Source organism: Thermoleptolyngbya sp. M55_K2018_002 (assembly GCF_015295965.1).
In the GTDB taxonomy this organism is placed as follows: Bacteria; Cyanobacteriota; Cyanobacteriia; order Elainellales; family Elainellaceae; genus Thermoleptolyngbya; species Thermoleptolyngbya sichuanensis.
On the sequence record NZ_DVEA01000033.1, the window covers coordinates 1 to 13122 of the forward strand.

7 protein-coding genes and 1 pseudogene are annotated in these 13122 nt (G+C 58.8%); 4 read left to right on the top strand and 4 right to left on the bottom strand.

The features are described from left to right. The 3 genes and pseudogenes from IGS51_RS01500 to IGS51_RS01510 form a co-directional block, all read left to right on the top strand. A pseudogene (locus tag IGS51_RS01500) lies at positions 1 to 300 on the top strand (glycoside hydrolase); the annotation flags it as partial. Between the two features lie 86 nt (positions 301 to 386). After that, positions 387 to 1679, top strand: coding sequence for a methylglyoxal synthase (gene mgsA / locus IGS51_RS01505; protein ID WP_297075119.1), 1293 nt, complete (start codon positions 387 to 389; stop codon positions 1677 to 1679). A 273-nt stretch (positions 1680 to 1952) separates the two neighbouring features. Next, on the top strand, positions 1953 to 2549 hold the full coding sequence (locus tag IGS51_RS01510) for a DJ-1/PfpI family protein (RefSeq protein ID WP_297075121.1): 597 nt from the start codon (positions 1953 to 1955) through the stop codon (positions 2547 to 2549). 337 nt (positions 2550 to 2886) lie between these two features. Here the strand turns inward: IGS51_RS01510 and IGS51_RS01515 are convergent, their stop codons facing one another. The 4 genes from IGS51_RS01515 to IGS51_RS01530 form a co-directional block, all read right to left on the bottom strand. Then, entirely contained in the window at positions 2887 to 3480 is a 594-nt protein-coding gene (locus IGS51_RS01515; RefSeq protein ID WP_297075123.1) for a molybdenum cofactor guanylyltransferase, read from the bottom strand. A 17-nt stretch (positions 3481 to 3497) separates the two neighbouring features. Then, a complete protein-coding gene (locus IGS51_RS01520) occupies positions 3498 to 6083 on the bottom strand; it encodes a tetratricopeptide repeat protein (RefSeq protein ID WP_297075125.1) in 2586 nt (861 codons plus the stop codon). A gap of 2 nt (positions 6084 to 6085) precedes the next feature. Next, entirely contained in the window at positions 6086 to 11350 is a 5265-nt protein-coding gene (locus IGS51_RS01525) for a TylF/MycF/NovP-related O-methyltransferase (RefSeq protein WP_297075127.1), read from the bottom strand. 149 nt (positions 11351 to 11499) lie between these two features. Next, positions 11500 to 11868: a hypothetical protein gene (locus IGS51_RS01530; RefSeq protein ID WP_297075129.1), complete on the bottom strand. Its 369-nt coding sequence runs from the start codon at positions 11866 to 11868 to the stop codon at positions 11500 to 11502. Between the two features lie 148 nt (positions 11869 to 12016). Here IGS51_RS01530 and IGS51_RS01535 point away from each other — a divergent pair, with 148 nt between their 5' ends. Next, positions 12017 to 12865 carry a hypothetical protein gene (locus tag IGS51_RS01535; protein ID WP_297075131.1) on the top strand — a complete coding sequence of 283 codons (849 nt, stop codon included), beginning with the start codon at positions 12017 to 12019 and terminating at the stop codon, positions 12863 to 12865. Positions 12866 to 13122: the final 257 nt, after the last annotated feature.

Below are 13122 nucleotides of genomic sequence, written 5' to 3' on the forward strand. Positions count from 1 at the left end.
CCGCTGGCCGACCTGCCCGACGAAGCACCGATGAACTATCTGTTCCACCATCATTTGGGGATTAACCTGCGGACGGGCGATCGCTGGTTGCAAGAAGCCAGTGACCACTTCCAGTGGCACAACTGCTCCACCCAGGCCCAGGTTGCCCTCGACACCTGCCTGGAGGTCGCTGTGCCCTGGGCCGACTTGCGCGACGTAGAACCCGACTGGGCCCTGCGCGTGGTGGTGTTTCTAGCAGACGAGGGCCGGTTTGTGGCAAACCTGCCGGAGAATGCCCTGATTCCGGTGCAAGTGCCTTAGGCAGCGTGAGAAAAGGCGCGGGGATGGAGAGAGGGACGGAAAAAACGAAAAACGAAGAACGAAGAACGAAGAACGAAAAATGAAAAATGCCTAACACGATCGCCCTGATTGCCCACGATTCCAAAAAAGACAACATTGTCCAGTTTGCTCAGCGGCATCAGGCCATGCTGAGTCGGCATCGACTAATTGCCACGGGCACGACGGGTCAGCGCATCCAGGATGCGACCAGCCTGACGGTGGAGCGGATGCTGTCGGGGCCATTGGGCGGCGACGCGCAGATCTCTGCGGAGGTGTGTGAGGGCAAGATCCTGGCGGTAATCTTTTTGGTCGATCCGCTCTATGCCCAGCCCCATGAACCGGATATTCAAGCGCTCCTGCGGATTTGCAACGTCCACAATGTGCCACTGGCGACGAATTTGGCAACGGCCGAGGCGATCGCCCTCCACCTCACCAATGTTCCCGTTGCCCATCTGGTCTTTAATCCTGCTGCGGGGCGTGGCTCTCCAGACCAAGACCTGACGCTGATTCGCCAGTTGCTAGAGCCACACATGACGCTGCATGTGTACACCACATCGGAAGAGGAAGACCCGGCAGACTACATCGAAGCGGCGATCGCCAGCCAGCCCGATGTCATCATCGCAGCGGGGGGCGACGGCACCGTGTCGGCGGTGGCCAAGGCGCTGATTGGCACCGGGATTCCCCTGGGCGTGATTCCTAAGGGCACAGCCAACGCCTTCGCCACGGCGCTGGGCTTGCCGGGAGTGTTTCCCATTCGGAGTGCCTGTCAGGCGATCGCAGGCGGATACACCCGCACAGTCGATGTCGCCCGCTGCAACGGGCTGCCGATGATCTTGCTAGCAGGCGTGGGCTACGAGGCGCTGACCATCGAGCGCTCTAGCCGTGAACTCAAAGACCAGTGGGGCGTGCTGGCCTATTTGATGGCGGGCTGGGAAGCGATGGATCAGCAATCCCTCTTCGATGCTGAACTGGAAGCCGATGGACAGGTCTATCCTTTTCAGGCGCACGCCATTACTATCGCCAATGCAGCGCCGCCCACCTCCGTCCTGGCGCAGGGCGCAGGGCAAGTGGTCTTCGATGACGGGCTGCTAGACGTGACAATCGCCTCGGTGCAGAACAAGCTCCAGGGCATCGCCACCATGCTGCAAATTTTTGGAACCGCACTGGTCGGCGGCACTCCGCAGCACCCCAATGTGGTGCATGGGCGAGCGTCTCGCCTGAAAGTGACCACCAATCCGCCGCAAAAAGTGGTTCTCGATGGCGAAATCATTGGCACCACGCCGATTGAAGTCGAAACGATTCCAAACGGTCTAACGGTGTTGGTGCCCAAACCTGGCTTCTTGAATGCGCTGTCTGGCTAGCAAACGGATCGTCTGGCTGGCAAGTAGGCTATTTGGCAAGCAAGGCGCGGACTTGAGCGGCGCTACGTGGCGCTACATGGCGATACATAGCGATACGTGGCGATAGGCGATACATGGCGATAGGCGATGCATGTGACCATGCATGTAGCAATACAGCAATACATTTTGTGAATTACGCTTTGTTGCCCCAGCGACACAGAACCAGATCAACGGCGTAAGGTCAAAAATATGTCCATATCGAACAATATCGAACAGCTTTCAGGAGGACAGACCATGGCCGCGAAGATTCTGATGCTGGTGGGAGACTTTGTAGAAGATTACGAAGTCATGGTGCCCTTTCAGGCGTTGCAAATGGTTGGGCACACGGTTCATGCCGTCTGCCCCAACAAAAAATCGGGGGAGTTTGTCCGCACGGCGGTTCACGATTTTGAAGGCGATCAGACCTATTCCGAAAAACCAGGACACCGCTTCACCCTCAATGCCACCTTTGCCGAGATAAATCCCGCCAGCTACGACGCGCTGGTGATTCCCGGTGGCCGCGCCCCAGAATATATCCGGCTGAATGGGGATGTCATCAACATCGTCCAGCATTTTGCCGATGCCAACAAACCCATTGCCGCCATCTGCCACGGGGCGCAGCTTTTGGCTGCCGCTGGAGCCGTGCGTGGCAAACGCTGCTCGGCCTATCCTGCCTGCGGCCCAGAAGTGACTGCTGCGGGCGGTCAGTATGTTGACGTTCCCGTGACGGAGGCCGTCGTAGACGGCAATCTGGTAACGGCTCCTGCCTGGCCTGCCCATCCGCGCTGGCTGGCGGAGTTTCTTAAGGTGCTGGGCACTCGCATTGAACATGCAGAACTGCTGCGGGTGTAGCGCTTTGCGGCATTGAGTCGCAGCATTCTGGTGAGATTTAGGAGATTTCACTGCTCAGGGGCGATCGCCTCTGAGCTATTTTGTCTGAGATGCTTTGTCTGAGCTATTTTGTTTGAGCTACTTTCTGTGTTGATTTTGGATTTGCGATTTTAGAAGGCACATCCCGTGTCTGCGGCGCTTCCAGTAATTTCGTTCGGAGTACCCCTGATTAGAGGGGATGCCATCTCAAACCGGGTTCAAATCCGTGCAGCCATATCCCGACATTCCACATCCCAACATCTCACATCCCAATATCCGACATCCCAACATCCCACACCCGACATCCCACATCCCGACATCAGAGATGCGTCAGGTCTTCTGGCGTGTTGCAGTTCAACAAATGGGCAAAATCAACAGCCGGAATTTCGGCAACTGGATGCTGGGCTAGCCACTGTTGAAACGATCGCCCGCCCGCCTGCACAAAGTCGCGCAGCAGCGGCAGACTGCTCAGGCGATAAAACCCACACAGCGGCTGCCAGCCCTGCGAATCGCGCGGCAAATAGGCGATCGCCCCCGACTGGACTGTTTCCAACTGCGCGGCCCACTGCTGCACCTCCGCTGCTTGCAGCCAGGGCAGGTCGCACGCCAGCAGCAGCACCCACGCTGAGGCTCCACCCGCCGCGACCCGCTCCAACCCCTGCCAAAAGCCCACCAGCGGCCCGTGCGGCTCTGTTTCCCCAGGCAGCGGTGTTTCGGAGACAAACTGGCAGTCGGGCAGCAGCGCGGCGTAGCGATCGGGCCAGGGCGTGACGACGAAGACTGGGCTGGCGCAGGACTGGGCGATCGCTCCGGTTCTTTGCAGCAGGGGCACGCCTTCAATCTCAATCAGCGCCTTGTCGCGCCCCATGCGGGTGCTGTGGCCCCCTGCGAGAATAATGGCAGAGAGAGGCATCGGGGTATTGTGTGACTCTATCTCATCATCCCACCGACTATTTGCGCCAGCGCATCCAGGTTTACAAAAATATCCTCAACTCGAACCAGCGGATAGAGCAGCGATTGCCAGAAGTGCCCCGCAGGAACCTCGCCCAGCAGATAGGCATAGTCCAGCCCGACCAAGTTGCTGAGATACCAGTAGCAGGGATAGACATAGTTGGGCGAAAACAGTTCTATGACCTGAGTGCCGGGGCGACAAAAGGCAAGGTTGGTGAGTCCGCTGCCGTGGGGAGAGACGATGAGTTCAGCATTATAAAAAAGCTGGGCTTGTTCGGCGATGGTGCAAGTCTCCAGGTAGACCGTGGTGAATCCCTGGGACTCAAGAAGTTTCACCACGGATTCTTCGTTGATGATTCGGCGATCGCGCGTTTTTTGCCTGGAGAGATACAAGCGCTTTGGTAAATCAGGAGCAAGTGTCTGGGAACGTAAAAAGGACGACTTGAGCCAGTCGCAAACCCAAGCCTGGGGCCAGGCCGCCGCACCGGGAAATGAAGGAATGATGAGTTGATCTGCCTGGATATGGAGATGCTCCTGAACAGACAAAACTTTCTCAGATGGAATCTGGAGATGATGCAAGCTGTCTTGCTGCCAAGAATGGCGATCGCCCACCAGCCAGTAATCGATTTCGTTAAGATTAAACCCGCTATCTTGCAGGACTTTGAGACGCGGCAAGACATCCAGCATCCAGTGAAAGTAGATGTTATTCGACACGCCTGCAAGAACGGCGACGGTTCCTGATAGGCGCTCTATAGGTGGCAGCTTTTGGGACGAAAAGACCCAGTGCTGGCGGGCGAGCCAGTCGGGATGTCCGGGGGTGAGCAGCGGAAACTCAGCGGAGCAATCGCGCATCACCTCGCCCGCCGCGTTAAAAACGGCCAGGCTGCTTTGATCCGAATCGAGCCAAAAGCGTCCGTTTGGCAGCGTGGCGACAAAAGTGCCAGGGATCGACAGGGCATCGCCCAGCCCAAAGCTCAAGTGGGGCAGCGGCTCTAGGCAGCGGGGCGGCTTGAGCGCAACGACCTGGGGCGGATGAACGGGCGTGAACGAGGCTCTAGGTTCCGATGCCACCCAATCGGGCAGGGTTCTGACTTCGCGGGTCGGCGCGTCCACGGGCCACGTCTTTTCCCAAAGCGGGTCATCCAGCATAGGCGACGTGGCTCCCCAAGGCGGATGCCCACGCCCCTGGTTTTGCCAGCCCGCCAGCAGGTTGGCCACTTGGGGGGCCAGGTTGGAATTCAGCTTTAGCGCTGTTTGCAGGCATTGCAGCGCCTCGACTGGCTCAACCGTCTGCATCAGCGCCGCCGCCAGGTTATACCAGCCCTCGACGGCTTCGGGCTGCTGAGCCAGGAGCGATCGCCAATGTTCGGCCGCAAGGTCTGCGTTCCCCCGCGCCAGATACGCCAGCCCCAGCAGTCGGTGTGCGTCTTTGCGGTCAGCATTGAAGGACAAGGCGTGATGGGCAGCGGCGATCGCCCCTTCTGCGTCCCCCTGTTTCCAGAGCGCCTGCCCCAGACTTAGCCAGAGATCGGCGGCATTTGGGGCTTCGCTGAGGGCGGTCTGATATAGGGCGATCGCCTCTGACATTTGCCCCGTTTGCACCAGTGCGTTTCCCAAATCTATAACGGTCGCGAAATTTGACGAATTTTCCTGGAGAGCCTGCTGATAGAGGGCGATCGCTCGTTCTAGCTGCCCGCCACGAGCCAGCAGATTTCCCGCCTGGTGCAGTGCCGCATCGGAATGGTCGGCCACCGACAGGGTTTCTAAAAACGCTGCGTTGGCGCATACCGGAGGATTTTGCGGCGGTGTTTTTGCCCAGGCGCAATAGGTTTCGGCAAAGTCTGACCGTTGCCAGAGCGCCTGACGCAACCCCGACAGCGCCTCCGCCGCCTGCCCCAGTTGCAGCAGCCCATAGCTCATATCTGCCAGAACGGGCGCAGCATCGGGAGCCAGCGCGTGTGCTTGCCCCCAAGCCTGCACTGCTGCCGCCCAATCGCCCAGTTTTCCCTGACACAGCCCCAAACCCGCCCAGGCATCGGCATTGTCGGGCTGGAGCCTCGTCCATGCGGCGTAGCATTCGCCTGCTTCGGCAAATTGCCCAAGCGTCTGGTAGGTCTGCGCCTGCTGCGCCCAGGCTGCGACAAAATCTGGCTGAAGCGCGATCGCCTGCTGCCAGCTTGCCAGCGCTGCGTCCAGGTCACCCCGTTGCGCCTGCGCGATTCCCAGCCTGTGGTGATACGTTGCCTGCTCAGCGTCCAGTTCCAAAAGCTGCCGCGAGAGACGCTCAGCCGCCGGGTATTGCTGATGCGCCAAACAGTGCGTTAGCGCTTGCTCCAGGAGATTTGCCAGACTGCTCAGATAGGCTTCTAGTGCGTCTGGCTCAGCGTCGGAGAGGGGGGTCATCCACACTGCTTGGGCTTCGGCTTCCTGACCTTGCAGCAGCAGCGCCAAACCCAGCAGGGCGTAGTGCTGGAGGTCTGTCTCGCCCTGGGCAATCTGGGCTTCGCAGTAGGCGATCGCCCCGCCGGTATTGCCCTGAAACACCCAGTCCAGCGCCTCGCTCATGGCTAGCCTACCGATTGCGTTGGTAAGGTGTCGAGGGCAGCACGGGCGATCGCCGCAGTGTTGTTGTGGGGCAGGTCAATGCGGGCGGTCAGGCGCGGGCGCAGCAGCGTCCACTGGTCGGCAGGCAGCGGCGGCAACAGGGTAATCTCTGGCGCGTCTTCTCCCAGTTCCAGTTCCTCTTCCTCCATCAGGTGCAGCGTCACGCTAGACAGGGCAAAGTCCGCTTCCTGCGCGTCCAAATCGCCCATGTCTACCAGCAGCGTGGTGCTTTGCCCATTGGGGGTTGTGATCACGGTTCGCACCAGATCCGCCAGTTCTGCAAACAGCACGTCTTCGGGCTGCTGCCAGTCGGGTAGGGCAATCAAATTGCGATCGCGCAGGTGCAGGGTTTCCGCAAGCCGCCGCTGCTGATGGGAATGGTACAGATCCCAAAGCACCCGGCTCATCTGCTGCCCATAGCGCTTGCTGTCGAGGAAGCTCGGCGTTTGCTGCATAGCAGTCTGGAGGCGATCGCCCAGGTTTTTCCGAAGCTGGGCATCAGTGCCCAGGGCGATCGCCCGCGTGACATATTCTTCAACTGTCGTGGCGATTAGCTCTGGCAGTGCCAGCTCTCGCAAGAACGCTGCACCCCGACCCAGGGAAACGGGCGTATCTTGTTCCATCACCAGCGTTGGAACGCCGGCCATCAGCGGATCGAGCAGCGACGATAGGCCAGACATCGGGAACGAGTCGAGATACACATCGGCTAGCTGCACTCGCGCTTGCAGGTTGGCTCGGCTAGGGGTGGGCCCCAAGATCAAGAGGCGATCGCCTTCCACGTTTCTGGCGGTCAGTTGTTTCGACAATCGTCGCTGAAACGCCGCCAGTGGGTACTGGTTTGAGTAGTTTGGATTAAACGGGTAAATCAGCAACCGAGACCCCGGAACACTGGCCAGAATTTCCGCCCAGGCTGCTTCCAGTTCGGGCGAGATTTTGTAAAAACTCGCGCCAGATACAAACACCACCTCATTGTCCGCAATGCCCAGCATGGCGCGGTCTACGGGTTCGGTCGGCGGGTCAGATCCCTCCACCGAAAGGTCAAAGCACTGACCAGCCGCGTCTAGAGGCAGCAGGTGTTCTGAAAAGTGGCTTTGCGCTTGATCTGCTGACCCAGCCAGGCGACTGGTGAGGAAGGCATCAATCTGGGCAATGCCTGTAGAGATGGGCGAGTTCATGCCACACACCTGCACCCGCGCCAGCCGATGGGATGCCAGGAGGGTTATAGAATCCGTCACAGCCGCAGTATTGGTCGCAATCCAGAGGATGTCTAATTCCGCTTGTCGGAGGATATCAACCTGTTCTGCTAGCCGCCCAGGAAGCTGCACTGCCCGATCGGCATATTGCAAGCAATACTGAGCAGCCGGGTGTTCATAGGAGGTCTGGGAAAAGAGAATGACTTCAAACTGGTCGCGATTGAGGTCGCGGAAAACAGGAAGCGTTGCAGCCGTCTTGGTTTGGGGAATAAAACCAGGAGACAGAATCCCCAGCCGGAGCTTCTGCCGCGGCTCTGGGGCAACCGGGAAGTCGTAATCTAACGCGGCTCCTTCAGCAGTGAGCGCTTGGGCAATCAGCGCTGAACGCTTCTGGCAGAGAGATTTGAGCGATCGCCGCGTCAGGTAAAGCGGTGTGAGATCGAGGGTTTGCAGTGTGACCTGAGCAACCTTCTGCCAGAGGAAGTCGGTGGGGTTGTTTTGAACCTGTTCGTAGAGTCTGTCCACCCATCGCTCCAGGTATTTGGCATACTCATCAGCCTCGCCCAGTTCCATAAACATCGTGGGCGGCGCACAGAGATACCGCACTATGTCTGCTAGCAGAGACGATGGCACAAGGGTCGGGTCGAATCCATCGGGGAGATGGTGGGGATAGCAATACAGCATCGCTGCCAGCAGTGCGGATGTCTGGTGTGCCCATCCCTCCGAAAGAGTGGCAATGAGCTGGAGGGCGATCGCCTCGTCGGTTTCTGTGAGGGGTTCCAGCCGAATCCCAGACTCCATCATCAGGCGATGCGCCTGTCCCAACTCGCCCGCAAAGGCGGTTTCCAGGTCCTCCGGTGCGATATTAAGCAACTGCTCAATCAGTTGGTGACGGTGCTGACGCAGCAGTTCCAGAGCAGAGAGACGGTCTGCCGCTGATCCCGCAGACTGATAGCGGGCGATCGCCGACCGCACCTGTTGCAGAGCAGACCCCTGAGATTGCTGAAGCTGCTGCTGAATCAGTTCCGCAGCAAGCAGGTTGGGAACGAGCCGCAGGGCGGCCGCAGTGGCCGCAGTGGCCAGCGGGCGATCGCCCAACTGGTATGCCAGCGTGCCCAACTGACAGAGCAACTGCCCATAGTCCTGCGCGGGGGCGATCGCGTCTGATTTGCGGAACCAAACGCCCGTGGAGTCAATCTGCCGGAGCGCAAAGCTAGAGCGCTGCTGCCGCTCAAACTCATGAATTGCCTGCCGACAGCCCTCCCAGAACCCGTAGTCATCAATTTGCACCGCGCCGCCCGGAATCACCTGGTGGTATAGCAGGTTGAAAATGGCGAGGGTCGATTCGTACCAGTCGCCGTCCGCGTGCAGCAGTGCAATATCGCCCATTTCAGCGCGGTATTCAGGCAGGGTGTCCTGGAATAGCCCTTTTACAGGAACCACAATGTCCTGCACGTCCAGGGCTTGACAGACGACGGCCAGGTTTTCTTCGATCGGGGCCTTGAGCGTGCCCGCACCCCAATCCGTGTCATTCGCCGGAACGCCGTTGTGCTTGTCTACTTCTACCGGATCGGGCATTCCCTCAAAGGTGTCGCAGGCATAGAGTTTGCGCGATCGCTGGCTATGGCGCTTGACGACTGCGGCAATCAGCGCAGCGGCTCCTCCCTTAAACGTGCCGCACTCCACAATGTTTCCTGGCAAATCTTCGAGGCAAATCTGCCGGGTCAAGGCGTAAAGCGAGAACAGGCGCTCTTCCGACAGGAGCGTGTAGGGACGAACCACCTGAACGAGTTCCTGGAACTCTGCATAGGAGGCTTTGCCAAGCGTGGTGTGGGCCGTATTGGCCCAGGCAAAGTGCTGGACGCTGGCTTGAAGCTGGGCGCGTTGGCCGTAGAGGTTGCTGAGGATGGCATGGGCGGAAGCCGCGCCCGCACCCTGCTCGATGGCGCGATGGCAACTGTCCAGCGCAGTGTCCCAGTTTCCCGCAACGTAGGCGGCCTGTCCTTCGCGCAGAGCCGTGGCGATCGCCCGCGCAGTTTCCGGCGAGATTGGCTCTGCCACAGGCGGCAGCGCTTCGACCTGCTCTGCCATTTGAATTAGCGCATGAAGCGCTGTATGAGCAGTGGGTGCAGCTTCCTGCCAGCCGCTAACGGTGTAGTGCTTCAGGTGGGCAGGCAGCGTCCAGCTTACTGCTGGATCTGGGGTGTGGTGGATGGGCTTGACGTTGCCGCGCCATGCAACACCCATGATTTGCATGGTTTGATAAACCAGCGTGTTCCAACCCCGATCACGCAAGTAGTCCAGACCTTGGGCCACATCGGGTGAAGACAAGTCGTGAAAAATGATCAGGGCATCGTCCGTTGCTAGCAACTCACAGGCGATCGCATCCTCCAGGGGCCCGGGCGCTTCGTGGTTGCCGTCGATAAAAATCAGCGACCAGCGACGCTGCTCCTGCGCTGCTAGAGCCTGCACTGCACCGGGGCTAAAGCCAGGATAGAGCGCAACGCGATCGCGCACCCCGGCCGCCGTCAGCGACTGACTCACGCTGTCAAAAAACTCAGACCGCTCCAGCAGCGGGTCAACCACATCTAGCTCAACGCCCGCCAGCGCCAAGTGACACGCAGACCAACCCATCCAGCAGCCAATCTCCAGGGCCCGCTGTCCTCGAAACTGGAGCGCCGTGTTGTAAAGGATATGGGCCTCGTCGCGACTCAGGAAGCCGACCACCGGATGCCGCCGATCGACATACCAGTTATGGGGCACCTCTCGACGCAGGTAGGGCCAACCGCAGTCCTGACAGTTGCCCACGATCTTGTTGGGAAAGGCATGGTCTGGACGAACCAGCGCCAGCCCTGGCGAAACATAGTCCCCCGCTGGAAGCATCAGGTCTGCAAGCAAACTAATCGTTTCGTCCAGCATTCGGTGCTGCTGAAACAGATTGATAGCCCGCTGGCGGCAGCCCTCACCAGCCGCACGACGCTGCTCTGGGTGCAGGGCCCAGGTTTGGATAATGTCTACCAAGTCTGCAATCGTTTGCACAGGGTTTTGATTGGGGTCGCTGAGCAGTTTGCCCGTTTCCCCCAGTTCTTCTGGAATGCCGCTCACCGCCGACGCAGCGACGGGCAGGCCTTTGGCCATGGCTTCCATGATGGCCAGGGGCATCCCTTCGCGCCAGGAGGGCAGGAGAAACATATCTGCCGCGTCATACCAATCCTGGATATCCCACCGCCGACCCAGCAGGTGAACGCGATCGCCCGCGCCCATCTCGGCAATTTCTTTTTCGTACTGTGCGGTCAGTGCCGGATCGCCGCTGCCTGCCCAGGCAAACTGCAACGACGACCAGACGGGCAGATGTCGCAACTGGGCGATCGCCCCTAGCTGAAGCTGGAAGCCTTTTCGGGCGACGATTTGAGCCACAGAAAAGCACAATACTTGGTCGTCTTTGATGCCCAGTTCTGCCCGTAGCCGCTGCCGGGTTTCTGCATTTCTCGGCTCAAAAAACTCAGCCGGCCGCCCATACAGGATGACGCGCCCCTTGTTGTCTGGCAGACGGAAATGCTGTCGGAGAAGCTGGAGGTTTTCCTGAGAGACGAGAATCACTTCTCTGGCGTGGTGATACTGCTCTGACAGGGCATCGAGGCGATCGCCAAACCGCTCTGCCAGATCAGGCGCAACGTATCCAATCACAATGGCATAGGGGATGCCCTGCTGAATCGCCACTTGCTTGGCTGCGAAGTTCGAGAGCGGATGTGAATCGCTGAACAGAATAAAGTCTGGGCGCACCCGATGGAAAATGCGCTCCGGGCTTGCCGTATCGTCGAGCGTGCGCTGCACCTCCGAGATAGTGTTGTAATCCAACCATTCATGGACGACCCCTGCCCTTGCTTGCGCTTGCGTTTGCACCGTGTCCACTTGAGTTTGCACCAGCGTTACCCGATAGTCTTGGGCACGCAGCCCCAAAACAACTTCATGGTTGTACTGGGCAACGCCGCCGCTGCCAAAGTCATCTGTGTAGAGCAAGAGGTGTTGAGACATACCTTTAGAGTTTGGGAAAGGGGCTAGTTGGGGCAAGGCAAGTTGGGATAGAGAATGGGTCTGAATATCGCTGAAATATCGCTCAAACATCTCTGAAATATCTCTGGGATATCGCCGGGATATCGCTGGATATTTCTAACTATCCGCGTCTATGGCTGGCGTTGCTTCTGATGGGCTTCTTCCAGAGATTGCCGATAGTCCGCTCGCTCAGGATAGAGCGACACCAGTTTTTCCAGAGGGGCGATCGCCCCAGCGTAATCTTTAAGCTGCATCCGGGCATTGGCTAACCCCTCCAAAGCCGTTTGGTTCTCCGGCTCTCGCTGCAACACGAGGGAAAAGCCCCGTTCTTCATCCCGTAAAAGGTCCTGTTCAGAGGGCTGCTCGATGGAGGCGATGGGCTGTCCGGTTTGCTGATTCTGTCCGGCATAGAGCGGCACCAGCCCCATCACCATCGACCCTGCAAAACAAAGCCCCGAAACTAAGATAAAGGTGCGTTGCAACCGTGGTTTCGCCAACATAGCGGTCTGGATTCTTCAATATTATGAAGATTGAATGTGGATAACTTTAGCGTTCCCAGGTTTACAGGCGGAGAGATCAGGGAATGGTGAGAGTGTCTGGGTGTTGAGGGGTGAGAAGGGTGGGACTGAAGTCATTGGGAGGATTGCGATGGGAGAAGATGGGATGGTCTTTGCAGATCAGACGTTAGAGAACAGCGACCGGGAGACGGCGGCGCGGGAATTGGGGAAACTGGGGCTGGCGGTGCTGGGGGTGGTGGGATGTTTGGGGGCGATCGCCCTGCTTCAGGTTCCCCAGCTTCGGCAAATCCAGACGCGCAGCCAGACGGCCAGCCTGCAAGAAATTCAGCGCGATCTGGAGGCAGAGCGGGTGCGGCTAAATGTCTTGGAGCAAGCGCCTTCTTTGGGGTTTGACAATCTGATTGCAAGCTGGACGTTTCTGAACTTTTTGCAGTATTTCGGAGACGAACCCGTGCGATCGCGCACCGACTACACCCTCAGCCCAGAGTATTTCGACGTGATCCTCCGCCGCGATCCTCGGTTTTTGAGCGCTTACACGTTTCTGTCTACCAGCACTGCCATGTATGCGGGCGATCCCCAGCGCTCGATCGCCCTCACCAACGAAGGACTGAAACATCTGTCGCCAACGCTGCCGCCCGATTCTCACTACATCTGGCGCACCAAGGCAATCGACGAACTGCTGTTTTTGGGCGATGCGGCGGCGGCTCGCCAGTCGTTTGAAACGGCTGCGGATTGGGCAGAAGCCTCCGGCCAGCCTGAGGGACAGTCGGTGGCCAGCCTCTCGCGCCAGACGGCGACGTTTTTGGCTAACAACCCCGATAGCAGCTACGCCCAGTTTTCCGCCTGGATGATGGTGCTGACGAATGCCCCCGACAGCCGCACCCGCAGCACCGCCGCCAGCCGCATCAAGGCGCTCGGTGGCGACGTTGTGCCGCAGCCCGACGGCACGTTTCAGATCAAGCCGCCCCCCAGCGATTAAGCAGCGACCCAGAGCAACGGTCTATAATCCGAGGGATAGGACGGGTCGAAATGAACAGGGAGTCATGGTGGGCGATCGCCCTCTGGAAAACCGCTCTGGTAATTCTTTCTGTCAATTCTTGGGGATGGTTAACCCCCTCGCTGAACCGGAGAAGCGACCTACCTCACGCTCATTTATGAAATTGAGTTAATATTAGTTAACAAAGACGTTCCGTTGCGCGGCCCGCAAGCCCGCCACACAACACATTCGGAGGAATA

Excerpts from the sequence above, each read along its gene's own strand:
- mgsA (WP_297075119.1), top strand. The coding sequence starts at position 387 with ATGCCTAACACGATCGCCCTGATTGCCCACGATTCCAAAAAAGACAAC.
- IGS51_RS01510 (WP_297075121.1), top strand. The coding sequence starts at position 1,953 with ATGGCCGCGAAGATTCTGATGCTGGTGGGAGACTTTGTAGAAGATTAC.
- IGS51_RS01515 (WP_297075123.1), bottom strand. The coding sequence starts at position 3,480 with ATGCCTCTCTCTGCCATTATTCTCGCAGGGGGCCACAGCACCCGCATG.
- IGS51_RS01520 (WP_297075125.1), bottom strand. The coding sequence starts at position 6,083 with ATGAGCGAGGCGCTGGACTGGGTGTTTCAGGGCAATACCGGCGGGGCG.
- IGS51_RS01525 (WP_297075127.1), bottom strand. The coding sequence starts at position 11,350 with ATGTCTCAACACCTCTTGCTCTACACAGATGACTTTGGCAGCGGCGGC.
- IGS51_RS01530 (WP_297075129.1), bottom strand. The coding sequence starts at position 11,868 with ATGTTGGCGAAACCACGGTTGCAACGCACCTTTATCTTAGTTTCGGGG.
- IGS51_RS01535 (WP_297075131.1), top strand. The coding sequence starts at position 12,017 with ATGGGAGAAGATGGGATGGTCTTTGCAGATCAGACGTTAGAGAACAGC.